This is a genomic window from Flintibacter sp. SJQ-8 (assembly GCF_054108085.1).
In genome coordinates this window covers 173,689-195,637 of sequence record NZ_JBPJWR010000011.1, presented here as the reverse complement: position 1 = coordinate 195,637, position 21,949 = coordinate 173,689, and the positions used below count along the sequence as shown (strand labels likewise).

Annotated in this window: 23 protein-coding genes and 1 pseudogene; 8 read left to right on the top strand and 16 right to left on the bottom strand. The window is 60.6% G+C overall.

Going from position 1 to position 21,949, the window contains the following annotated elements; genetic code table 11:
• The first annotated feature begins 125 nt into the window (after positions 1-125).
• Together ACSAMP_RS09100 and ACSAMP_RS09095 are read left to right on the top strand one after the other, a co-directional pair.
• A complete protein-coding gene (locus tag ACSAMP_RS09100) occupies positions 126-1,724 on the top strand; it encodes a recombinase family protein (RefSeq protein WP_457800244.1) in 1,599 nt (532 codons plus the stop codon).
• A 28-nt stretch (positions 1,725-1,752) separates the two neighbouring features.
• Positions 1,753-2,193 (top strand): annotated as a pseudogene (locus ACSAMP_RS09095) (manganese catalase family protein); the annotation flags it as partial.
• Positions 2,194-2,286: 93 nt separating this feature from the next.
• Here the strand turns inward: ACSAMP_RS09095 and ACSAMP_RS09090 are convergent.
• The 8 genes from ACSAMP_RS09090 to ACSAMP_RS09055 form a co-directional block, all read right to left on the bottom strand.
• On the bottom strand, positions 2,287-3,480 hold the full coding sequence (locus tag ACSAMP_RS09090) for a DUF2812 domain-containing protein (protein ID WP_457800243.1): 1,194 nt from the start codon (positions 3,478-3,480) through the stop codon (positions 2,287-2,289).
• On the bottom strand, positions 3,477-3,782 hold the full coding sequence (locus ACSAMP_RS09085; protein ID WP_457800242.1) for a PadR family transcriptional regulator: 306 nt from the start codon (positions 3,780-3,782) through the stop codon (positions 3,477-3,479). The genes ACSAMP_RS09090 and ACSAMP_RS09085 overlap by 4 nt, the downstream gene beginning before the upstream one ends.
• Before the next feature lie 251 nt (positions 3,783-4,033).
• Positions 4,034-5,677, bottom strand: a complete 1,644-nt coding sequence (locus tag ACSAMP_RS09080; protein ID WP_457800241.1) for a SulP family inorganic anion transporter — start codon at positions 5,675-5,677, stop codon at positions 4,034-4,036.
• 63 nt (positions 5,678-5,740) lie between these two features.
• Positions 5,741-5,866 carry a hypothetical protein gene (locus tag ACSAMP_RS09075; RefSeq protein WP_457800240.1) on the bottom strand — a complete coding sequence of 42 codons (126 nt, stop codon included), beginning with the start codon at positions 5,864-5,866 and terminating at the stop codon, positions 5,741-5,743.
• 19 nt (positions 5,867-5,885) lie between these two features.
• Positions 5,886-6,128: a hypothetical protein gene (locus ACSAMP_RS09070; RefSeq protein ID WP_457800239.1), complete on the bottom strand. Its 243-nt coding sequence runs from the start codon at positions 6,126-6,128 to the stop codon at positions 5,886-5,888.
• A 44-nt stretch (positions 6,129-6,172) separates the two neighbouring features.
• Positions 6,173-6,778 (bottom strand): protein adenylyltransferase Fic, encoded by a 606-nt coding sequence (gene fic / locus ACSAMP_RS09065; protein ID WP_457800238.1) that lies wholly within the window; start codon positions 6,776-6,778, stop codon positions 6,173-6,175.
• A 416-nt stretch (positions 6,779-7,194) separates the two neighbouring features.
• Positions 7,195-7,812: an NAD(P)H-binding protein gene (locus ACSAMP_RS09060; RefSeq protein ID WP_457800237.1), complete on the bottom strand. Its 618-nt coding sequence runs from the start codon at positions 7,810-7,812 to the stop codon at positions 7,195-7,197.
• A gap of 13 nt (positions 7,813-7,825) precedes the next feature.
• Positions 7,826-8,659 (bottom strand): aldo/keto reductase, encoded by an 834-nt coding sequence (locus ACSAMP_RS09055; RefSeq protein WP_457800236.1) that lies wholly within the window; start codon positions 8,657-8,659, stop codon positions 7,826-7,828.
• Positions 8,660-8,763: 104 nt separating this feature from the next.
• Here ACSAMP_RS09055 and ACSAMP_RS09050 point away from each other — a divergent pair, with 104 nt between their 5' ends.
• A complete protein-coding gene (locus ACSAMP_RS09050; protein WP_457800235.1) occupies positions 8,764-9,198 on the top strand; it encodes a MerR family transcriptional regulator in 435 nt (144 codons plus the stop codon).
• Between the two features lie 54 nt (positions 9,199-9,252).
• Here ACSAMP_RS09050 and ACSAMP_RS09045 read toward each other — a convergent pair whose 3' ends face one another.
• The 6 genes from ACSAMP_RS09045 to leuC all read right to left on the bottom strand — a co-directional run bounded on the left by ACSAMP_RS09045 (position 9,253) and on the right by leuC (position 16,778).
• Positions 9,253-10,524, bottom strand: coding sequence for an AI-2E family transporter (locus ACSAMP_RS09045; RefSeq protein ID WP_441795622.1), 1,272 nt, complete (start codon positions 10,522-10,524; stop codon positions 9,253-9,255).
• A gap of 87 nt (positions 10,525-10,611) precedes the next feature.
• On the bottom strand, positions 10,612-12,048 hold the full coding sequence (gene purB / locus ACSAMP_RS09040; protein WP_457800234.1) for an adenylosuccinate lyase: 1,437 nt from the start codon (positions 12,046-12,048) through the stop codon (positions 10,612-10,614).
• Between the two features lie 227 nt (positions 12,049-12,275).
• On the bottom strand, positions 12,276-13,475 hold the full coding sequence (locus ACSAMP_RS09035) for a pyridoxal phosphate-dependent aminotransferase (protein ID WP_457800233.1): 1,200 nt from the start codon (positions 13,473-13,475) through the stop codon (positions 12,276-12,278).
• A gap of 434 nt (positions 13,476-13,909) precedes the next feature.
• Complete coding sequence (leuB, locus tag ACSAMP_RS09030; RefSeq protein WP_457800232.1) at positions 13,910-14,986, bottom strand: 3-isopropylmalate dehydrogenase; 1,077 nt, start codon at positions 14,984-14,986, stop codon at positions 13,910-13,912.
• Positions 14,983-15,468: a 3-isopropylmalate dehydratase small subunit gene (locus ACSAMP_RS09025; RefSeq protein ID WP_457800231.1), complete on the bottom strand. Its 486-nt coding sequence runs from the start codon at positions 15,466-15,468 to the stop codon at positions 14,983-14,985. Before ACSAMP_RS09025 ends, leuB begins: the two co-directional genes overlap by 4 nt.
• 50 nt (positions 15,469-15,518) lie before the next feature.
• Positions 15,519-16,778 (bottom strand): 3-isopropylmalate dehydratase large subunit, encoded by a 1,260-nt coding sequence (gene leuC / locus ACSAMP_RS09020; protein WP_457800230.1) that lies wholly within the window; start codon positions 16,776-16,778, stop codon positions 15,519-15,521.
• 260 nt (positions 16,779-17,038) lie between these two features.
• Here leuC and ACSAMP_RS09015 point away from each other — a divergent pair, with 260 nt between their 5' ends.
• Together ACSAMP_RS09015 and ACSAMP_RS09010 are read left to right on the top strand one after the other, a co-directional pair.
• Positions 17,039-17,683, top strand: coding sequence for a Crp/Fnr family transcriptional regulator (locus ACSAMP_RS09015; RefSeq protein ID WP_457800229.1), 645 nt, complete (start codon positions 17,039-17,041; stop codon positions 17,681-17,683).
• Between the two features lie 106 nt (positions 17,684-17,789).
• On the top strand, positions 17,790-18,530 hold the full coding sequence (locus ACSAMP_RS09010) for an N-acetylmuramoyl-L-alanine amidase (protein WP_441795616.1): 741 nt from the start codon (positions 17,790-17,792) through the stop codon (positions 18,528-18,530).
• Here ACSAMP_RS09010 and ACSAMP_RS09005 read toward each other — a convergent pair.
• Positions 18,517-19,245 (bottom strand): LytR/AlgR family response regulator transcription factor, encoded by a 729-nt coding sequence (locus ACSAMP_RS09005; RefSeq protein WP_457800228.1) that lies wholly within the window; start codon positions 19,243-19,245, stop codon positions 18,517-18,519. The two genes, ACSAMP_RS09010 and ACSAMP_RS09005, sit on opposite strands and share 14 nt — an antisense overlap.
• Before the next feature lie 217 nt (positions 19,246-19,462).
• On the opposite strand from ACSAMP_RS09005, the gene ACSAMP_RS09000 reads away from it, so the two are divergent.
• The 3 genes from ACSAMP_RS09000 to ACSAMP_RS08990 all read left to right on the top strand — a co-directional run bounded on the left by ACSAMP_RS09000 (position 19,463) and on the right by ACSAMP_RS08990 (position 20,463).
• Entirely contained in the window at positions 19,463-19,696 is a 234-nt protein-coding gene (locus ACSAMP_RS09000) for a DUF6514 family protein (protein WP_457800227.1), read from the top strand.
• 264 nt (positions 19,697-19,960) lie between these two features.
• Positions 19,961-20,197, top strand: a complete 237-nt coding sequence (locus ACSAMP_RS08995; RefSeq protein WP_441795613.1) for a DUF2508 family protein — start codon at positions 19,961-19,963, stop codon at positions 20,195-20,197.
• Entirely contained in the window at positions 20,194-20,463 is a 270-nt protein-coding gene (locus ACSAMP_RS08990; protein ID WP_441795612.1) for a pro-sigmaK processing inhibitor BofA family protein, read from the top strand. The genes ACSAMP_RS08995 and ACSAMP_RS08990 overlap by 4 nt, the downstream gene beginning before the upstream one ends.
• Positions 20,464-20,530: 67 nt before the next feature.
• Here ACSAMP_RS08990 and ACSAMP_RS08985 read toward each other — a convergent pair whose 3' ends face one another.
• Complete coding sequence (locus ACSAMP_RS08985) at positions 20,531-21,943, bottom strand: YfcC family protein (protein WP_457800226.1); 1,413 nt, start codon at positions 21,941-21,943, stop codon at positions 20,531-20,533.
• Between the last annotated feature and the right edge of the window lie 6 nt (positions 21,944-21,949).

The following is a 21,949-nucleotide window of genomic DNA, read 5'->3' as shown; positions in this document are numbered from 1 at the left end:
TCATATTTTGAAGGAGTTTTAACCCCCAAAAGTCATTTTAAAAGCAACCAATCAGCGGAGTGTCAGATGTTTGTTGGCACCAACAAAATCGTTATCACCACCCATCTCCCAAAGGAGGCCCGCCCATGTACTACCAACCACAAATCGACTTTCGGCCCGACCAGGTCCTGGCCTACCTCCGCAAGTCTCAGTCAGACGACCCCCTGCTCACCGTGGAGGAGGTCCTGGCCAAGCACGAGACGATTTTGGACGAGTGGGCCCAGCGGACCCTGGGCGGCGTGGTGCCGGAGGAGAACAAATTCCGGGAGGTGGTCTCCGGTGAGACCATCAAGGGCCGCCCCGAGGTGCAGAAGGTCCTGCGCCTGATGGAATCCCCCCGCATCCGGGCCATCCTGGTGGTGGAACCCCAGCGTCTCACCCGCGGCGATCTGGAGGACATTGGCCGCATGATGAAGCTGCTCAAGCACACCCACACCCTGGTCCTCACGCCCCCCAGGTCCTACGACCTCAGCGACGAATATGACTGGGACGTCTTTGAACGGGAACTGAAGCGGGGCAACGACTATCTGGAGTACACGAAAAAGATACTGAACCGTGGCCGCCTGCTCTCCGTCAGCCAGGGGAACTATATCGGCTCCCACCCGCCCTATGGCTATGACCGGGTCTTCGTCACCGAGGGCAAGCGGAAATACCCCACCCTGGCCGAGAACAAGACCCAGGCCGACGTGGTGCGCATGATCTTCCACTGGTACGTGGACGAGGACCTGGGCTATCAGAAGATATGTCACCGCCTGGACGGCATGGGTATCCAGCCGCCCCGCAGTGAATACTGGTCCCCCGCCGCCCTGAAGGACCTGCTGTCCAACGTCCATTACGTGGGCAAGGTCCGCTGGAACTGGCGCAAGACCGTGACCACCGTCTCAGACAGCGAAATCATCAACACCAGGCCCAGGGCCCGGGACGGCGGGTGCCTGGTGTACGAAGGAAAGCACCCCGCCATCGTGCCGGAGGCCCTCTTCCAGGCGGCCCAGGAGAAGCAGGGCCGGAACCCCCGGGTCAAGGGAAGCGCCCAGGTCGTCAATCCCCTGGCTGGACTGTTGTACTGCCAGTGCGGCCGCGCCATGGTCTACCGCACCTATACCAAGGGCGGCGTGGAGCGCTCCGCCCCCCGGCTCCTGTGTCAGAATCAGTCTAACTGCGGCACCTCCTCCTGCGGCTACGCCGAGATCATCGAACAGGTAAAGTCTATCCTGCGGCAGAACATCCACGACTTCAACGTGGAGCTCAGGGCCAACAATCAGGACGCCCGCCGCCGGCAGGAGGCCCTGGTCCGCCAGCTGGAAGCCAAGGCCCGGGAGCTGGACAAAAAGGAGATCGCCCAGTGGGAGGCCCAGGCCGACCCCGACCCCGCCAAGCGTATGCCGGAGCACGTATTCCGTGCCCTGAACGAGAAGCTGCTGCGGGAAAAACAGGCCGTGCAGCAGTCCCTTCAGGAGGCCCGCACCGCCATGCCCTCCCCCGCCGACTGGCAGGAGAAGCTGGCCCGCTTCACCGACGCCCTGAACGCCCTGGATACGCCCGACCTCTCCGCCGCCGAGAAAAACCGGCTTCTGAAAGCCTGCATCGAGAAGATCATCTACCGCCGGGAAAAGCTCCAGCGCCAAAAACGCGCCGCCAACTGGGCCTCTCCCCCCGTGGATCTATCCGTGGAACTGAAAACCTAGTCTTCATGACTGTTATGGATATCATCAAGGAGCAAATGAACTCGGTCACATGGAGATGGTGGCCGCCATTGTCCACCAGCTGACCCGGAACCTGACGGAGGACCAGATCAAGGGGACGCCCTTTGCCAGCTATTTCGTGGACCACACCACCGGGGTCTACCCCACCGCCGCCTCCGGCTTCCCATGGACCGCCGGGTCCATCCAGTGTACCGGAGACGTGATCGCCGACCTCACCGAGGATCTGGCCGCCGAACAGAAAGCCCGGGTCACCTATGACAACATCCTCCGCCTGTCCGACGACCCGGACGTGAACAACGTCATCCGCTTCCTGCGGGAGCGGGAGATCGTCCACTTCCAGCGCTTTGGCGAGTGCCTGCGCCTGTGCAAGGAGCGCATGGACGCCAAAAACGTCTACCTCACCAACCCCGCCTTCGACGCCCCTACCGCAGTACCGCTGGCACAGGGGTGACCACAACGAAACGTTAACGCTGAAAGCCCCATAGGCCCGTCGTGGACCTATGGGGCTTTGTGCTGCGCTGTGCAAGTAAAGGGTCGCAAATATTCACAGATTTATTAGCATTCGCGCAAACTGTTCCATATGCTCAGAAAGGTCCTGTTCTCCATAGTAATTTACAAACAGGACGGTATTCCCCTGGCGCAGTGCAAGGATACCGCCGGGCAAAAAGGCGCGCGTTTCTCCGGTCATCTCACTGGTGTGGGTCCATCCTTCCCATTTCGCATATAGGCATTCGTCCAGAACATCAAACCTCTGATTGTCACCAGAGTTGTCGAATTTCTGCCTGCCAAGTTCCGCCATCCGCATTTCGGCAAGCGCATTCCATGGGTAACGGGTGACGGTGATTTCCAGACGGGGCACATCATTGGGGCTGTCATCCACGCCGAACGCCGCATACTGCTGAAAATACCAGGATTCAGCATCAAGCAGCGTTCCCTCGTGGGCGATATAGTCCATGTTGTAAAACGCATCATGAGAGAGCCGCAGATCTGACCCCTCAATATCCGCCAGCGTGACAAAACCGGAACCGACCAGATCATAGGGCCGGTAATTTGCCCCCGAAAGCAGCTGTACGCTATTGATAAGGACCGGGATTAAAATCACTGACCCTATCGCCGACAGCCAACCGACCTTTTTGTGTCTATTGGGTACCGTCCCATTTCTGATGGCCTTTCGGTATCGCAGCAGGCGGCAAAGTCCAAGCAAATACGACAGGTCGATCAGCAGCAGTCCCAACGCCGCCAGCAGAAATGGCAGCACCGGCTTGTTCGAAAAGGTCTCCACCGGAAAATATCTGAGCCATGTCCAGTCGATCTTCCACGGAGCACCCCTTTGATAAAGACCCAGCAAAAGTGCGTTTGCCAAGGCAAGCAGCGCCCCGCCGATCACTTTTCCCCGGAAAAACCGCTTCAGCGCATACTCGTGCGTCTCTACATCTGTATGCGCCCGTGCGGTCAGGTCATCAGAGGCAAAGACATAAAAGCTCCCCCGGAATATTCCCCAATATTTCCATCCCGCGTCATCGTAAAGGGCATTCAACTCTGGGTCGTCTTCTACCGCTCCCCGAATGGGCTCCAAATGGATCTGAACCGTCCGCCGCTCAGCACGCTCAAAAACAGTAAGCAGTCCGGCGGTCATAGAAAAGCGCAGCCCCTTCTTTGACATGGCAGCCAGCCAGCGTTCTAATTCGGGAATGTCAAACCCTCCCACTGGCGTCACTCGAATCACAGTCCTGCTCATACGCTCTCCTCTTCTCCGTCAAGGACGCAGGTTTTCAGCCGCGCCAGCTCGTCCCGAAAGACCTCCCGCCCCTTTCCGGTGATGCGATAGCTGCGCCTGCGCCCATCCGTCTGTGTCTCTTCGATCAGGTGCTCGTCTTGAAATTTCCCCAGCAGGGTATAGAGCGTTCCGGGCCCAAGCCGCACCCGGCCATGCGTTTTACGCGCTACAAATTCCGTGATCTCGATCCCGCACATTTCGCTGCGCAGAAAAGACATCAGCACATAGAACATCGGCTCAGTGAGTGCGCCGCGGTCTTTCATATCAGCCCTCCTTCTACCAGGCTTTTAATATCGCGTCACGATATTTCTCTATGGCCATTGTAATATCGTGTTGCGATATTGTCAAGTCCGTCTTTGGCTTTTGCGCGGCGCTCCTGCTGGCCGCCCTGCTCGTCCCGCTGTGTTACTTTGTTTTTTAAATCACATGATCCTTTACATGACATGACGAACACCGCCCGAACCAGGTCTTCCCCGGTTCGGGCGGTGGTTTGTCTCTTATGTTTTTCTAGGCTTTATTTCGCCACGCCGTCCAGCTGGGCGGCGCGATCTAATGCGGCGTCGATGTTGGGCTGGAAGTTCTCCCGGCCCACCTCGTCCAGCAGGCCGGACTTCTGGAACACGGACATGGGCTGCTCGTTCACGTGGGAGAACACCACCTGGATGTCCTGGCGGCGGCATTCCTCCCACAGGCGGCGCAGGCCGTTCAGCGCCGTGATGTCCAGGGCGGGGACGGCGCGCATGCGCAGGACGAGGACGGACTTGTCCGTCTCCCGGTCCATGTGGGGAATCTTGTCCGCCGCGCCGAAGAACATGGGGCCGGTGACCTCATAGACCATGACGTGGGCGGGCACGGGCTTATAGCGGCCCTGATCGTCCTGGGTGTCCTCCACATACTCCCACTCCTGGACCACGGCCACGTCGGCCATGCGCTTCATAAACAGCAGGCAGGCCAGGGTCAGGCCCACGGCGATGGCCACCACCAGGTCGAACACCACCGTCAGGAAGAAGGTGAGCACCAGCACGGCCACGTCGCTCTTGGGGGAGGTCTTCACCACCTTGACCACCGTGCGCCAGCCGCTCATGTTATAGGCCACCTGGAACAGGATGGCGGCGATGCAGGGCATGGGGATCAGGGCGGCATAGGGCATCAGCAGCACCAGCACCAGCATCAGCACCACAGCGTGGACCATGCCGGCCACGGGGGAATTGCCGCCGTTTTTGATGTTGGCCGCCGTGCGGGCGATGGCTCCCGTGGCGGGGATGCCGCCGAACATGGCGGAGGCCGCGTTGCCCACGCCCTGGGCCACCAGCTCCATGTTGGAGTTGTGCCGGGCCCCGATCATCTCGTCGGCCACCACGGCGGACAGCAGCGACTCGATGGCCGCCAGAATGGCGATGGTTAAGGCGTCGGGCAGCACCGCCGCCACCGTCTCATAGGACAGAGCGGGCAGCTGGAAGTGGGGCAGAGAGCCAGAGATGGTATACAAATCGCCGATGGTATTTACCGGCAGGTCAAATCCCTTTACAACACCTGCGGTGACGATAACCGCCACCAGAGAGGCGGGAATTTTCTTCAGCGTCTTGGGCCAGAAGATCAGGATGGCCAGGGCCAGGCAGCCCACGGCCAGAGCGGTGACGTTCATGGTGCCGATGCACAGGACCACCTGCTCCAGCTTCTCCATGGTCTCCACGGGGGCGGTCTGGAAGGTCAGGCCCATAAAGTCCTTGATCTGGCCGATCAGAATGGTCACGGCGATGCCGGCGGTGAAGCCGGTGGTAATGGTATAGGGGATGTACTTGATCATGCTGCCCATGCGCAGCAGGCCCATGATGATGAGCAGAATGCCCGCCAGAATGGTGGCCACCGCCAGGCCGTCCATGCCGTTGCGGGCCACGATGCCCGCCACGATGGTGGCAAAGGCCGCCGTAGGCCCGGCGATCTGCACCTTGCTCCCCCCCAGGGCGGAGATCAAAAATCCCGCCACGATGGCGGTGTACAGTCCCTGCTCCGGGGACACGCCGGAGGCCAGCGCCAGGGCGATGGACAGGGGCAGGGCGATGATCGCCACGATGACGCCCGCCACCAGGTCCTTGACAAAGGCCTCTTTGGAATAGTTTCTCAGCGACAGCAGCAGCTGAGGTTTCAAATCACTCACACATCTCTCTCCTTGCAATCTATTTTATAACACAAACACGGTTTTCCATTATAGAGAAAATTTTCACGGTTTGCAAGGACTTTTTTCCTGAATCGGCCCCTTTTGACCAAAAATAGCAAAGGCCGTTCCCGCAAAGAGAACGGCCCTTAACTTGGCTTCCAATTTGGCTTCTAAGTTGATCGCCTGCATATTTCGATCCACGCCCCGCTCACAGGGGGCGACAGGGAATTCGGTGCGCCTCGGCCCGGATGAGCTGCTCATAACGCCGGATCTCGGCGGGGGTAAAACCGAAGATACCCTCCCAGGTATACCCGGGCAGCCAGCAGACCGCATTGTGAAAACAGTCCTTCGCATCGGGCTTCTCCACATAAACCTTCACCCGCCCATCCGGCTTTATTTCGGAATAGAGCATCTCCGTCTGGTCGGACAGGGTCAGGAGTGGGTATAGCATGAGGGTGACCTTCTTTCGTTTTTGTTGTGATTAGGCTGTTCTTCTCAGACTTCCGCCGTCCTGAACGTGGCATACCCCTCGTAGAAATAGCTGTGGTCCATGCCTTTCATAAAGAGTTCCCGGCTGTTTACATCGCTGGTGAGGGCGCTTTTCAGCAGGACTTTGATCTCCACGTCTTTGATGGGGCTGCGCTCCATGGCCAGCAGGTAGTCCTCTTTATCCACCCGGCTCCAGTCCACCACCTGGCCGATACCCGCCTTCAGCATCTGGTCCAGCCACAGCCGCATGCTGCGCCCGTTGCCCTCCCGAAAGGGGTGGGCGATGTTCATTTCTACATACTTTTCGACGATCTCGTCATAGCAGCCCTGGGGCATCTTCTCGATGTTCGCCAGCGCCGCCTCCAGATACATCAGCGGCGCGAAACGGAAGTTCCCCTTGGCCAGGTTCACTGTGCGCAACTCCCCGGCGAAGGCATAGACGTCCTGAAACAGCTGCCGGTGTATCTCCCGCAGCGCGGCCACCGTGCCCGGCTCCAGTTGGTCCAGCGCACCGCTCTCGAACAGCTCCACCGCCCGCCGCTTGCTGAGCCGCTCCTCCTCCCGGGCCAGCTCCGCAGAATCCAGTATCCCCAGCCTATTCTCCAGCGCCACGGTCACCCCTCCTCTCCCTTGCGTAATTCACGAGTAGTTTGTCTTGATGGTCTTAGTGTACCACGCATTGCGTGGCGGTTCAATCTAGGCCCCTATATTAGGAGCGACAATGTGACCACGACAAAATAACAGACACTGTCTGTTATTTTAATCCACGTCCCCCATGCGGGGGCGACAGGAAAAGCGCACAAGTTTGGTTGGCACTTTTGTTCAAAGCAGAGAAGATTCCCAGGTTCTATCCTGCTTCAGGGGTATTATACAGGATATTTCTTCCGAAAACAACTCTGCTGCGGGGGAATTTTAGGTGCGAAGGGGTTGGGCGCTTGGGGTTCGCATGGGCTGGTCAGATCATCAGCAGCTCCTCCATCATGTCCAGGGGTGGGCGGCGATTCCGGCCACCAAAGACGACGTCCCGTTTACTTTCTCGCAGCATCATGTGTGATGCTGACGCTTTCTCTGCTGTAAAGCTGGTCATCCAGGATAAGCTGCACTGCAAATTTTACCAGCGCAGGGATCGGCGTGGTATATCCTTTTGCCGATTCCCCTTTGACCGTAAGGACGAAATCATCTTCGTCGCCCTCGCCCAGATAGCCGGGTCGGAGGATCGTGTAATTCAAACCGCTGGTTTCCACCACATCTACCGCTCTTCGATTGGGTATCTGTGCAGGCTCGTTGTCCAGGTTATCCTCGCCGTCGATCTCATCAGGAATTTCATTATATATCCCTACTGCACCCATGAAAATCAACCGCTTTACGCCGGTCTCCGTCATTGCGGCAACGATATTCTCTGCGATTTTGGGCAGCGCATCGCCGGAAATGGCGCAGTACACCACGTCATGTCCCGGCATCACGGTCCTCAACTCGTCGAAATGCTCCGCGTTGCCGTTGACCACCGTGATACGGTCCGTGTCGGCGTACATCGCCCCGGCATGGCGGGCAAATACGGTAAGGCGGCAATTTGTGTCCGCAAGCAGCCTTTGGGTAAGGGCGCTGCCCGCTGTGCCCGTGGCACCTAACAATAGTACATGCTTCATCCTGCCGTCTCCTTCACCACGTCAACGAAAACTCCACCAGCTCCGGCGTTTCCGGCTTTCCGATCAAGGGTTCTTTTTTGTCCAGGGCGGAGAGCTGGACCAGCTCGTCGGCGGTGAGCTTGAAATCGAACAGGGCGAAATTCTCCCGAATGTGCTCCGGCTGGGTGCTCCTGGGGATGACGGCGATGCCCTTCTGGGTCAGGAATCGAAGCAAAATTTGGGCCGGGGTCTTGCCGTATTTTTCGGCCAGGGCGAGGACGGCGGGCTCCCGGAACATCTCGTTCCGGTTCCCCTGCCCCAGGGGCGCGTAGGCCATGTGGGCCACCTGCTTTTTGTCCATCCAGCCCCGCTCGGCGCTGCGCTGGCAGTAGAGATTGGTCTCGATCTGGTCCACCGCCGGGGCCACCTTGTTATAGGCGATCAGGTCCAAAAGCTGGTCCGGCTCGAAGTTGGAGACGCCGATAGCCCGCACCTTCCCCGCCTCATACAGCTTCTCCAGCGCCCGCCACGCCCCGTAGTAGTTGGCAAAGGGCCAGTGCAGCAGCAGCAGGTCCAGATAGTCCGTTCCCAGGTTCTCCAGCGACTGCATCACCGTCTGTTCCGCGTGCTCGTAAGACTTGAAGTTCACTTTGGTGACGAGAAACAGCTCCCTGCGGTCAATGCCGCTGGCCCGGATGCCCGCCCCCACCTCTTTTTCGTTGCCATAGGCCTCCGCCGTGTCGATCATGCGGTAGCCGCTTTGAATGGCCTCCGCAACGGCCTTGACGCAGGTCTCGCCGCTCAGCATGAAGGTCCCAAAGCCCACCAGCGGCATCTGCACGCCGTTCTGTAACGTCAAATATTCCATGTTCCGTCCTCCTTTGGATTTGCACAGGCTGATCTTCTGTGCTATCATGATTCTAACAAGTTCGTGTAACACGAAGTCAAGCAAGAATTTTCGGAGGAACGGACATGAATTATACCATCAAAGAAATGGCGAAGCGCTTCGGCGTCACCGAGCACACCCTGCGCTTTTACACCGACAAGGGCCTGCTGCCCTGCCAGCGGGACGGCGGCAACCGCCGGGTGTTCAACGAGGAATCTGTCAACTGGATGCAGGGCATCCAATGTCTGAAGGGCTGCGGTGCCTCCCTGGAGGACATCCAGACCTATTGCCGCCTGTGCCTGCTGGAGGAGTCGGAGGAAAACCTCCGGGCCAGATATGCCATCATCCTGAAGCAGCGGGAGGAGGCCTATAAGCGGGTGGAGGAGGCCAAGGCCACCGCGAAATACATGGATGGCAAGGTGGCCCATTACGAAGCGATCCTGGCCGGGCTGACCCCGGACGACACCAACCCAAAGAACTGGACGGCGGAGAACCGGCCAACGCATGAACAGGAAATATAACGATAGGGACGGTTCCCGTGACATACCTCACAGGAACCGTCCCTAAATTTTGATTTACTTCCCCATGGGTCCCGTTTTGCCTAGATAGAACTTGGTATCCTCCGGCAGGCCGCGGCGGCGGAGGCCGTAGTGGACCAGGCGGCGGAGGACGCTGTAGATCATGGCGAACACGGGCACGCCCAGCACCATGCCCGCAAAGCCGAACAAGCCGCCGAAGAGCAGGATGGAGAACAGCACCCAGAAGGATGCCAGCCCCGTGGAGTCCCCCAGGATCTTGGGGCCTAAAATATTCCCGTCGAACTGCTGGAGCACCAGGATAAAAATGGCGAAATAGACGCACTTGATGGGGCTGTCCAGAAAGACCAGCAGACCGCAGGGGATGGCCCCGATGAATGGCCCGAAAAACGGAATGACGTTGGTCACGCCGATGATGGTGGCCAGCAGGGCGGGATAGGGAAACTTCAGCAGGTTGCAGCACACCAGGGCAATGACGCCGATGATCAGGGAGTCCAGCAGCTTGCCGTTGATAAAGCCGCTCATGATGCGATAGGCGCTGCGGGTCTCCTCCACCACCAGGTCGCCCACGTGGGTGGGCAGCATACTATAGACGATCTTTTTGGACTGGGCCGCAAAGACGTCCTTGCGGATGAGCAGATAGAAGGTGACGATCAGGGCGATGAGCAGATCCTTCAGCAGCAGGGCCAGGGACACCACCAGCGCGGACACGCTGGACATCACGCCGGTGAGATTGGGCAGCACCGACTGGCGCAGCCACTGCACTGTAGTGGTCACCGACTCCAGATTGGGCAGGATGTCCGCGTTCAGCCAGTCCTCCAGGGAGGCGGCGGCGGAGACGTACACCGACATCACCGTGTTCTGGATGTCCGGGTTATCCGCCAAAAACTTTTGCAGCCACTCCTGCACGCTGTTGATGTAATCCGGGAAGGCGTTCACCAGGCCCACAATGCTGAGATACACCTGGGGCAGAGCCATGGCCAGCAGCAGATACAACAGGAACACCGCCAGCAGCAGGCTGAGGATAATGGCCAGCACATTGAGAAACTGCACGTCCCCCTTATTCTTCAGCCGCTTCTCCGGGGTCATGGCCACAAGAAAGCCGAAGATGCCCCGGTGGACGGGCAGCAGCAAAAAGGCGAAGATCATGCCCAGGAAAATGGGCCGCAGGATGTGGGCCAGGGTGCGGAGAAAGGCCCGCAGGGCGGACAGGTGGAACAGGGTAAAAAACAGCAGCAGCGCCGCCGCGATCACCGCAAAGGCCGTCACGCCCACCGCGATATAGGGTCCATACTGGTGGCGCTTGTTCATGGCCGCCTCCCTCCTTTCTTGTTCAGCCCCGCCCCGCTTCTCTTGAATGAGCGGGACGGGGCCGGTTTTCAAATCAAAATCAAAAGATCAGACCTTCAGCTCGGTGGCCTTCTCGTCCAGGGCGTCGGCGTACTGCTCCAGCATGGGAGCCACTTCCTCGTCCAGGAACTCCTCCACCTGCTGGGGGCAGCGGCCGATATAGCGGCTGGGCTCCAGATGGGCGGTAAGCTCCTCCCGGGTCATGCCAAAGGCGGGGTCGGCGGCGATGAGGTCGATGAGGTTGTTGGGCAGGCCCAGGTCCTTCACGTTCTTGCCCGCCTCGATGGAGTGGAGCCGGATGCGCTCGTGAAGCTCCTGGCGGTTGCCGCCCCGCTTCACCGCGTCCATCATGATGTTCTCGCTGGCCATGAAGGGCAGCTCCTCCAGCACGTGCTTCTCGATGACCTTGGGGTGGACCACCAGGCCAGAGGCCACGTTCTGATAGATGTTCAGGATGGCATCCACGGCTAAGAACGCCTCGGGCACGGAGATGCGCTTGTTGGCGGAGTCGTCCAGAGTGCGCTCGAACCACTGGGTAGCGGTGGTGATGGCGGGGTTGCCCGCGTCCACCATCACATAGCGGGCCAGGGAGCAGATGCGCTCGCACCGCATGGGGTTGCGCTTATAGGGCATGGCGGAGGACCCGATCTGGTTCTTCTCGAAGGGCTCCTCCACCTCCTTCAGGTGGCACAGCAGGCGCATGTCGGTGGCGAACTTGCTGGCGGACTGGGCGATGCCGGACAGGGTGGACAGCACATTGGCGTCCATCTTCCGGGAGTAGGTCTGGCCGCTGACGGGGACCACGCTGTCAAAGCCCATCTCCTTGGCGATCTTCCGCTCCAGCTCCTTCACCTTCTCGTGGTCGCCCTCGAACAGCTCCAGGAAAGACGCCTGGGTTCCGGTGGTGCCCTTGGAGCCCAGCAGCTTCAGGGTGGAGATGCGATACTCCACCTCGTGCAGGTCCATGAGCAGCTCGTTCATCCACAGGGTGGCCCGCTTGCCCACGGTGACCAGCTGGGCAGCCTGGAAGTGGGTAAAGCCCAGGGTGGGCATGGCCTTATACTCCCGGGCGAACTTGGCCAGGCAGTTGATAACCCGCACCAGCTTGTGCCGCACCAGCTCCAGACCCTCCCGCATGAGGATCACGTCGGTGTTGTCGCCCACATAGCAGCTGGTGGCCCCCAGGTGGATGATGGGCATGGCCTTGGGGCACAGCTCGCCATAGGTGTGGACATGGGCCATCACGTCGTGGCGCAGCTTCTTCTCCCACTGGGCGGCCTTGGCATAGTCGATGTCGGTGAGATGGGCCTCCAGTTCATCCACCTGCTCCTGGGTCACGGGCAGACCCAGCTCCATCTCCGCCCGGGCCAGGGCCACCCACAGCCGCCGCCAGGTGGAGAACTTCTTGTCCGGGGAGAACAGATACAGCATCTCATCGCTGGCATAGCGGGAGGAAAGGGGGCTCTCATAAGTATTGGTAGGCATAGTTTCGACCTCTTTTTGTCCGATTTTCGCAGGGTTCTCCCCCGCGTCCGCCCCGCGCTCCAGGCGCAAAAGGGCTCGTTTTTTCTATTATATCGTATTTATTTTCCGAATACCACTGTTTCCAAAAAGTTTTAAGAAAAATTCATAAGCCCGAAAGCAACACAGCCGTTAAGGGGGCTGCTCATGGCGCTTTCCCTTAACGGCTGTCGGCTCAGATTCGGTTCAAATCACACGGCCTTGCCCTGGAGGAACATCTCCAGGCGGTCCAGGCCGGCCTTGATGTTGTCCATGGAGGCGGCATAGGACCAGCGGATGAAGTTGGGAGCGCCAAAGCCGCTGCCGGGGACCACGGCCACCTTGCCATATTTCAGAAACAGGCTGGCGAACTCGTTGTCAGAGTGAATGACCTGGCCGAAGAGCTCCTTGCCCACGATCTTCTCCACGTTCATCATCACGTAGAACGCGCCCTCGGGCTTGATGCAGCTGATGCCCTCGATCTGGTTCATGCGCTGGACCATATAGTTCCGGCGCTCCTCAAAGGCCTGGCGCATGGTCTCCACCTGGTCCTGGGGGGCGGTGAGAGCGGCCAGGGCGGCCTTCTGAGAGATGGCGCTGGGGCTGCCGGTGCAGTGGCCCAGATAGTTGCCGATGACCTTGGTGATGTTGGCGGGGGCGGCGATATAGCCGATACGCCAGCCGGTCATGGCATAGGACTTGGACACGCCGTTGATGAGCAGGGTGCGGGCCTTGATCGCCTCCCCCAGGGCGGCCAGGCTGGTGAACTGCTCGTTGTCATAGGTCAGGCTGTAGTAGATCTCGTCGGACAGGACATACAGGTCGTTGTCCACGCACACCTTGGCGATGCCCTCCAGCTCGCTGCGGCTGTACATCATGCCGGTGGGGTTGCAGGGGTTGTTCAGGATCATGCACTTGGTCTTGGGGGTGATGGCGGCGGCGAGCTTCTCGGCGGTGATCTTAAAGTGCTCGGCCTCGGTGGTGTCGATGACCACGGGCACGCCGCCTACCATGCGGATCAGCTCGATATAGCTGACCCAATAGGGGGCGGGGAGGATCACCTCGTCCCCAGGGTTGACCAGGGCGCGCAGGGCCACATAGACGCATGTCTTCGCGCCGTTGGACACGGCGATGTCCTTGAAGTCATAGTCCAGCCCGCAGTCGGCCTTCAGCCGCTGGCAGATGGCCTTGCGCAGCTCCACGGTGCCCACGCTGGGGGTATAGCGGGTATCGTTGTTGCGGATGGCCTGGATACCGGCCTCCTTGATGTGGTCGGGGGTGGGGAAATCGGGCTCGCCCGCGCCGAAGCCGATGACGTCCTGGCCCTCGGCCTTCATCTGCTTGAACATGGCGTCGATGGCCATGGTGCTGGAGGGCTGGATGGCAAGTGCGAACTCAGACAAAGATTTCATAAAAGATTCCTCCCGTCGGGCGGCCCGGCTTCTCCCGGTCTCCGCTCCTATCTCACTTCTGAAAGGCGTCCGGCCCCGGCGTCAGGCCCTCTCCTTGGCGGCCCGTTTCAGGGAAAATTCGGACAGATCAAATTCCTCTCAGAGACTGTTTGCATGGGATATTATACCCACGAACTTGCAAAAGTGCAATAGATTTTTTCATTCTTATGGCAAAAATGAATTTTGCAGTCAAAGCAGTTTCAGAATTCGTCATTTTATACGATGGTCTCCCCTCTTCCCCGCTCCCCCAGGGGTTTGGGGCTTTTGGCCGCTTAAAAAACCGGGCCTGATTTTGGGAAATATGCCGGAAAAACAAGGCGCGGACCGGGGGCGTTCTGCCTCGGTCCGCGTCTGGGTGTCAAAAGAGAAACTGAAATTTTTGCAAGTTTTGGGGGTCAAATTTTCTCCCGGATGAGCTGGCCCATCTTCTGGGTGCCGATGGCCTGCTGGCCGGGGGCGGCGATGTCGGCGGTGCGCCAGCCCTCGTTGAGCACGGCGTCCACCGCGTCCTCAATGGCCTTGGCCTCCTGGGGCAGCTGGAAGGAATAGCGGAACATCATGGCCACAGACAGGATGGTGGCCACGGGGTTGGCCTTGTCCTGCCCGGCGATGTCGGGGGCGGAGCCGTGGATGGGCTCATACAGGCCGGGGGCGGTGTCGCCGATGGAGGCGGAGGGCAGCAGGCCGATGGAGCCGGTGATCATAGACGCCTCGTCAGACAGGATGTCGCCGAACATGTTCTCGGTGACCACCACGTCGAACTGGCCGGGGTCCCGGACCAGCTGCATGGCGGCGTTGTCCACCAGCACGTCCTCATAGGCCACGTCGGAATACTCTTTTGCCAGGCGGTGCATCACCTCCCGCCACAGGCGGGAGGACTCCAGCACGTTGGCCTTGTCCACGCTGGCGACCTTTTTATTGCGCATCCGGGCCAGCTCAAAGGCGCGGCGGCCAATGCGCTCGATCTCCATCTCGGAATAGGCCATGCGGTCGGCGGCCTCGATGCCCCGGTCCGCGGTCTCATACCGCTCCCGCTTGCCGAAGTACACGCCGCCGGTGAGCTCCCGGACGATCATCAGGTCGATGCCCTTCTCGGCGGTCTCCTTCTTCAGGGGGCAGGCCCCGGCCATGGCGGGGCGCAGGGCGGCGGGACGCAGATTGGCGTACAGCCCCAGGTCCTTGCGGATGGACAGCAGGGCGGTCTCGGGCCGCTGAGTGGGGTCGCTGGAGTGGCCCCACTTGGGACCGCCCACCGCGCCCAGCAGCACCGCGTCGCAGGCCTTGCACTTCTCCTCCGTGCCGTCGGGATAGGACTTGCCCACGGCGTCGATGGCGCAACCGCCCATCATCACGTCTACAAACTCAAAGCTGTGGCCGAACTTGGCGCCCACGGTCTCCATGACCTTGACCGCCTCGCCCACCACCTCGGGGCCGATGCCGTCGCCCCGGATCAGCGCGATCTTATAATTCATTTCGCCACACCTCTCGCTTTCAAAGAATTCAGCAGGCCGCCGCTCTGGATGATGCCGTTGATAAAGGCGGGGAAGGGCGCGGCCTGATAGGTCTTGCCGGTGGTCTTGTCGGTGATCACGCCGCTGTCAAAGTCCACGTCCACCTGGTCCCCGGCCTGGATCTCCTCGGCGGCCTGGGGGCACTCCACGATGGGGAAGCCGATGTTGATGGAGTTGCGGTAGAAGATGCGGGCGAAGGAGGGGGCAATGACGCACTTCACGCCGCAGGACTTGATGGCCAGGGGGGCGTGCTCCCGGCTGGAGCCGCAGCCGAAGTTGGGTCCGGCCACGATGATGTCCCCCTCCTCCACGGTGGAGGAAAAGTCGGGGTCGATGTCCTCCATGCAGTGGGAGGCCAGGGCCGCCGGGGAGGGATCGTTGAGATGACGGGCGGGAATGATGACGTCGGTGTCAACATTGGCCCCATATTTATAAACCTTCATGTAAAGTTTCAGTCCTTTCCTATGTCTCCGGTCCAACGGGCCAAGTCAAATTACAGCTTCCGGGGGTCGGCCACGCAGCCCGCGATGGCAGAGGCGGCGGCCACGTCGGGGCTGGCCAGAATGACCTCAGAGGTCACGTGGCCCATGCGGCCCACAAAGTTCCGGTTGGTGGTGGAGACGGTGCGCTCCCCCTCGGCCATCACGCCCATGTGGCCGCCCAGGCAGGGGCCGCAGGTGGGGGTGGACACGGCGGCGCCTGCCTCGATAAAGGTCTGGATCAGCCCCTCGGCCATAGCCTGGAGCACGATGTCCTGGGTGGCGGGGATGACGATGCAGCGCACGTTGTCGGCCACCTTTTTGCCCTTCATCACGGCGGCGGCGGCCCGAAGGTCGCTGATGCGGCCATTGGTGCAGGAGCCGATGACCACCTGATTGATGGGCAGCCCGGCCACCTCGCTGACCACTTTCGTATTCTCGGGCAGGTGGGGCATGGCCACGGTGGGCTCCAGGGTGTTCAGGTCGATGACCACCTCGCTGTCATACACAGCGTCGGGGTCGGCGGCAAAGGCCTCGCAGGGGCGGTTCACCCGGCCGTTGATATACTCCATGGTCTTCTCGTCCACGGGGAAGATGCCGTTCTTACCGCCGGCCTCAATGGCCATGTTGGAGATGGTGAACCGGTCGTCCATGGACAGGGAGGCAACGCCCTCCCCGGCAAACTCCAGGGACTTATACAGAGCGCCGTCCACGCCGATCTGGCCGATCAGGTGCAGGATCACGTCCTTGCCGGACACGTGGGGCTGGAGCTTGCCCTTCAGGGTGACTTTGATGGCGGAGGGCACCTTGAACCACAGCAGGCCGGTGGCCATACCGGCGGCCATGTCGGTGGAGCCCACGCCGGTGGAGAACGCGCCCAGCGCGCCATAGGTACAGGTGTGGGAGTCGGCGCCCACAATGACCTCGCCGGGGGCGCACAGGCCCTTCTCGGGCAGCAGGGCGTGCTCCACGCCCATATGGCCCACGTCGAAGAAGTTGGTGATGTTGTGCTTGTGGGCAAAGTTCCGGGCCTTCAGGCACAGCTCGGCGGACTTGATGTCCTTGCAGGGGGTGTAGTGGTCCAGAACGATGGAGATCTTATCTTTATCGAATACCTGGGTAAAGCCGGCCTTCTCAAACTCGGTGATGGCGACGGGGGTGGTGATGTCGTTGCCCAGCACCATGTCCAGCTTGGCCTCGATGAGCTGTCCGGCCTCCACCCGGTCCAGCCCGGCGGCCTTCGCCAGGATCTTCTGCGTCATGGTCATTCCCATTGAAAATTCCTCCTCAGTGCGCATTGCTTTGTGACTGTCCTATAGTATGACAGGGTGCTTGCCAAAAAAATGTAAAGCATGTTATAATTGAAGAAAATTCTTTCAAGCACGCGGAATCCCCCCGCCGCTTCGCGGCCCTCCCCCCTTTCACAAGGGGGGCTGATAGTATGCTTTATTAGGCCCCCTTGTGAAAGGGGGCTGGCATCGCCGAAGGCGATGACTGAGGGATTCTACCACATTACTCTTTGGGAGGTGTCTCTATGGACCGACAGACCTTGGGCGAGATGGACCTGCCCGCCCATATCTGGGAGCCTTTTGCCCAGAGCCGGGCGGCCATCCGCTGCTCCCCCGGCTTTCTCATCTATCTCCAGGGAACGGAGGCCACCTGCTTCTACTATTTAAAGGAGGGCCGGGTGAAGAGCTTCATCCAGTCAGAGACCGGGGACGAGCGAGTGCTGAACATCTATCGGGCGGGCAGCCTGTTCGGCGAGGCGTCCTTTCTGGACGAGCTGCCCCGGGTGTCCTCCGCCGTGGCTCTCACCCCCTGCCAGCTGGTGCCCATTGACCGGGAGCTGGTCACCCAGGCCATCGCCCGAGACCCGGAGCTGGCCCTGGCCATGATGAAATACCTGGCCCGCACCGTGCGGCTGCTGTCCCACCAGGTGGACCAGATGGCCTTCCGCCCCGCCCAGTGGCGGGTGGCCCGCTATCTCCTCTCCCTGGCCGACGGGGACGACTGTCTCCAGTGCAGCCAGGACGACATCGCCGACTCCGTCTCCGTCAGCCGCGTCACCGTCAGCCGCATTTTAAACGACCTGTCCCGCCGCAGTCTGGTCCACCTGGGCTATCGCCGCATCCAGATTTTAGACCGCCCGGGGCTGGAGAGGTTGTGTCAGGAGGAATAAACTGAACAGCACAGCGCCCCCAGCTGGAACGAATCTGTTCCGCCGGGGGCGCTTCACCGTTTTTGTGGGTCTTTCATAGGATGGGGCACTTGTAGGAGGTGTTCTTATGCCCATCATCTATCTCTCCCCCTCCACCCAGGAGAACAATCAGTTCGTCACCGGGGGCACGGAGGAGCAGTACATGAATCTGCTGGCCGACAAGCTGGTGCCCTATCTGGACGCCTCAGGCATCCGGTATGTGCGCAACACGCCGGAGATGACGGCGGTGTCGTCCATCGCGGCCTCCAACGCCGGGCGGTATGACCTGCACCTGGCCCTGCACTCCAACGCCGCGCCGCCGGGACGGTATGGCTCGGCCCGGGGGTCGCTGGTGTTCTACTACCCCGGCAGCGCCCAGGGGCAGCGGGCGGCGGAGATCATCGCCGACGGGCTGAAGGCCATCTATCCCCTGCCCAACCTGGTGCGGGCTCAGCCCACCACTGCCATCGGGGAGGTGCGCCGGGTCCGGGCCCCCTCCGTCTTTCTGGAGCTGGCCTTCCACGACAATACATCGGACGCCGTCTGGATTCAAAATAACTTAGACGCGGTGGCCCGCAATCTGGCCCTGTCTCTCACGGAGTATTTCGGCATCCCCTTCTTCTCCACCCGGCAGGACCGCCCCGCTGTGGTGGACGTCTCCTGGGGAGTGCTGAACATCCGGGACCGCCCGGATACCGACGGGACCATCCTGGCCCAGGCCCCGGACGGGGCGCGGCTGACGGTGTTCAACCAGTTTGACGGCTGGTATCTGGTGGAGTACGACGGCGTCACCGGCTATGCCAGCGGAGACTTTGTCACTCTGGCCTGACGGCAGGGCGGCCCTTCCCGGACAGATAGTTCAGATAGCGCTCCCGGATGCGCTTAAGTTCCCGCTGACGGATGGGCACCGCGTCCCCGCTGGACAGGTGGAAGGCCTGGTCGGCGGACTGGACCTGGTCCATGTTCACCAGAAAGCTCTGGTGGCAGCGGAGGAACCGCCGGTCCCCCAGCTCCTGCTCCACAGTGTTCAGCGTCTTATAGACCACGTGGGTCTGGCCGTCCCGGCAGTGGAACACGCACTTTGCGTTCTGGCTTTCCACATATAAAATGTCCCGATAGGGCAGCTGGACCACGGCGGAACGGCGGTGGACGGCATAGATTCCCTCCAGGCCGCCCTCGGGGAGGAACTTGTCCAGCACCTCCGCCACCGTCTCATAGTCATAGGGCTTGAGGAGATAGGCCGCTGCGGCCACCTGATACCCGGCCACGGCATAGGCGTCGGTGGAGGAGATGAACACCAGCGGACCGCGAAAATCCAGTTCCCGCAGGCGGCGGGCCACTTCAATGCCCAGAATGTCGTCCATGAGGTTGTCCAGAAAGGCCAGGTCAAAGTGCTCCCCGTCCTCCACGTCGTGGATCAGCCCCAGGCCGCCGCCATAGGCCGTCACCTGGATGCTTCTGCCCCGCTGGGCGGCATAGTGGTCCACCACGCCCACCAGCAGCTCCCGGTCCAGCTGGCTGTCCTCACAAATCGCGATGCGCATAAAAATAGTCCTCTCCGGTTACAAAATCGTCGAAACCAATTTGTGACTTTTCTGTCGTTATGCAAACAAAATAGACGGGTTTTTCAGTCGAACGTCTGCTCGATTTGTCAAATTCATCGGCAGCCCCTTCATTTTCATCGGCAACGGTCCAGGCGGCCCCGCGTGTGGTATAGTAGACCCAGCAAAAGCCAAGCCAACAAGAAAGGGGGCCACAAGTATGATCGAATATCGTTCCGTGCCGGAGCAGTGCTTCGATCCTGACCTGGGCAACTACAGCGCCTATGGCGTCTGTGCCTGTCAGGTGGAGCAGAACCGCACCACAGAGATCCTGGCGATCCACGACGTGTTTCTCAACGCCGCCGACGCCCTCTCTTTTGTTCGGCGCTGCAACCGGCTGGAGCTGAGTCCCATCTCCCTGTGGGACGTGATCCAGGATACCGTTGGGGTGTAGATCCCATTCGGGCGCGGTTTCAAGGGCCGCTCTCACCCGCTGTCCGCCGGGAATTCGGTTACAAAAACCGCACTACTCTCATTTTAGCTGCTAGATTATACCCCTTCTCCCCCATGTTGTCAAACATGTTTTGATTCCCCGGACCGTTTTGCCGCGATCCGGGGAATTTTCTCGCTTTCGCTCCGTTTGGCCGGTTATCCGGCGGCATATCTGTCCAGAATATCCATACAATGGGATAAACCGGAACAGAAAGGAGCCTGCCCCATGATCCAGCCAGTTCGCATCTCCCCCCGCCGCGCCCGGGACCCGGACGAGGCGGAGCGCCGGGCGCTGATGTCCTCCCTCTCCCGCACCCGCGCCCAGATCAACCAGGCCTATGGCTGCTTTAACCAGACCAGCGACGGGGACCTGATCGAGTCCTATGTCTTCGAGATCAACGCCCTTCAGGCCCGGTACAACTATCTCCTCCGCCGCCTGAAGCAGCTGGGGGCCCAGCCGTGACCGGCCTTGGCTCCCCCGCCCTGTGGTGCGCCGCGATCTTGGGGCTGTGCGCACTGCTGTGTCTCCGGGGACTGGTGGGGCGGCTGATGCGCCTGGCCCTGCGCTCCGGCGCGGGACTGGCCCTGCTGGCCGCCCTGGCCCGGTTCGGCTCCGCCTTAGGGCTTGGGCTGGGGGTCAACCTGACCAACGCCCTGGTGCTGGGCCTGCTGGGCGCACCCGGCTTCGCCCTGCTGTGCCTGCTCCACTGGGCGCTGGGTAAGACATAAAGCCGTAGGCCGCACCTTTCGGTGCGGCCTACGATGGTTTTTAAGTATGGATCGTTTTCAAGGTGACTTACATGCCAAACCCGGTGACCACAGCCAGGATCATCAGCACGGCCTGGGTCAGGAACAGGGCCACGCCCACGGGGATGGCGAACTTCCACCACTTCTCCACCTTGATGCCAGCCAGACCGGCCAGGACGGCGGGGAAGGCGGTGGGCCACAGGACGTTGGACAGGCCGTCGCCAAACTGGAAGGCCAGGACGGCAGTGTCGCGGGACACGCCCAGCAGATCGGACAGGGGGGCCATGATGGGCATGGAGGTGGCGGCCTGACCGGAACCGGAGGGGATCAGGAAGTTCAGCAGAGTCTGCATGGCCAGCATAGCCACGCCGCAGAACCAGGAGGGGAACGCCGCCAGAGGCAGGGAGAAGTAATACACCACGGTGTCGATGATGTTGCCGGCCTGGAGGACCATCAGGATACCCCGGGCCAGACCGATCATCATACAGGCCATAGCGATGTCAGTGAAGCCCTTGGAATACAGCTCGCCGATCTTGTTGGGGCCCCAGCCCATGACGATGGCGCTGAGGATGCCCATGATGACGAAGACAGCGGACAGCTCGGCGAAGTACCAGCCATAGACCTTACAGCCGTAGACCACGGCGATGATGCCAGCCAGCAGGATGAGCAGGACCAGCTTTTCCCGGATGCCGAAGGGGGAGTTCTGGACATCGTCCTCGCTCATGGTGATGTGCTCAGTCTCGCCATAGACCAGGCTCTTGCTGGGGTCGGCCTGGATCTTCAGGGCGTAACGGATGGTAAGGGCGGAGCCAACCACCAGCAGAGCCATGTGGCAGAAGAACCGATAGCCCATGCCGGACATGGGGGCCACCTCGGCGATGCCCTGGGCCACGCCAACGGTGAAGGGGTTCATCATAGCGCCGGAGTAGCCCATGGCGGCGCCGAAGGCAACGATGGCCACGCCCACCACGGCGTCAAAGCCCATGGCCACGGCGATCCCGGCGAAGACGGGCACGAAGGGGAACCACTCCTCGAACAGACCGATGGTGGAAGAGGCGATGCCCACGATGAACATAAAGATGGGGATGATGGCCACGCGGGCCTTGCCCTTGAAGACCTTCAGCAGACCGGCGACCAGACCGTTGAACGCGCCGCTGCTGATGATGATGTTGATGGAGGCGTAAGAGATGAACACGAAGAAGGTGACAGACCCGGCGTCGCACATGCCGTTATAAATGGCCTGGAACATCTGGAAGATTCCCACCGGCGACTGCTCCACCGTGTGGAAGGTCCCGGCCACGGCCACGGTGCGGCCCGTGGCCTCGTTCACCACCCGGTCAAACTCACCGGCGGGCAAGATCCAGGTGAGGATCGTACACACCACGATGATGGAAAACAGCAGGATATAGATGTGCGGAAGTGTGATCCCCTTTTTCTTTTTCAACATGTTTCCGTTTGACATATACCA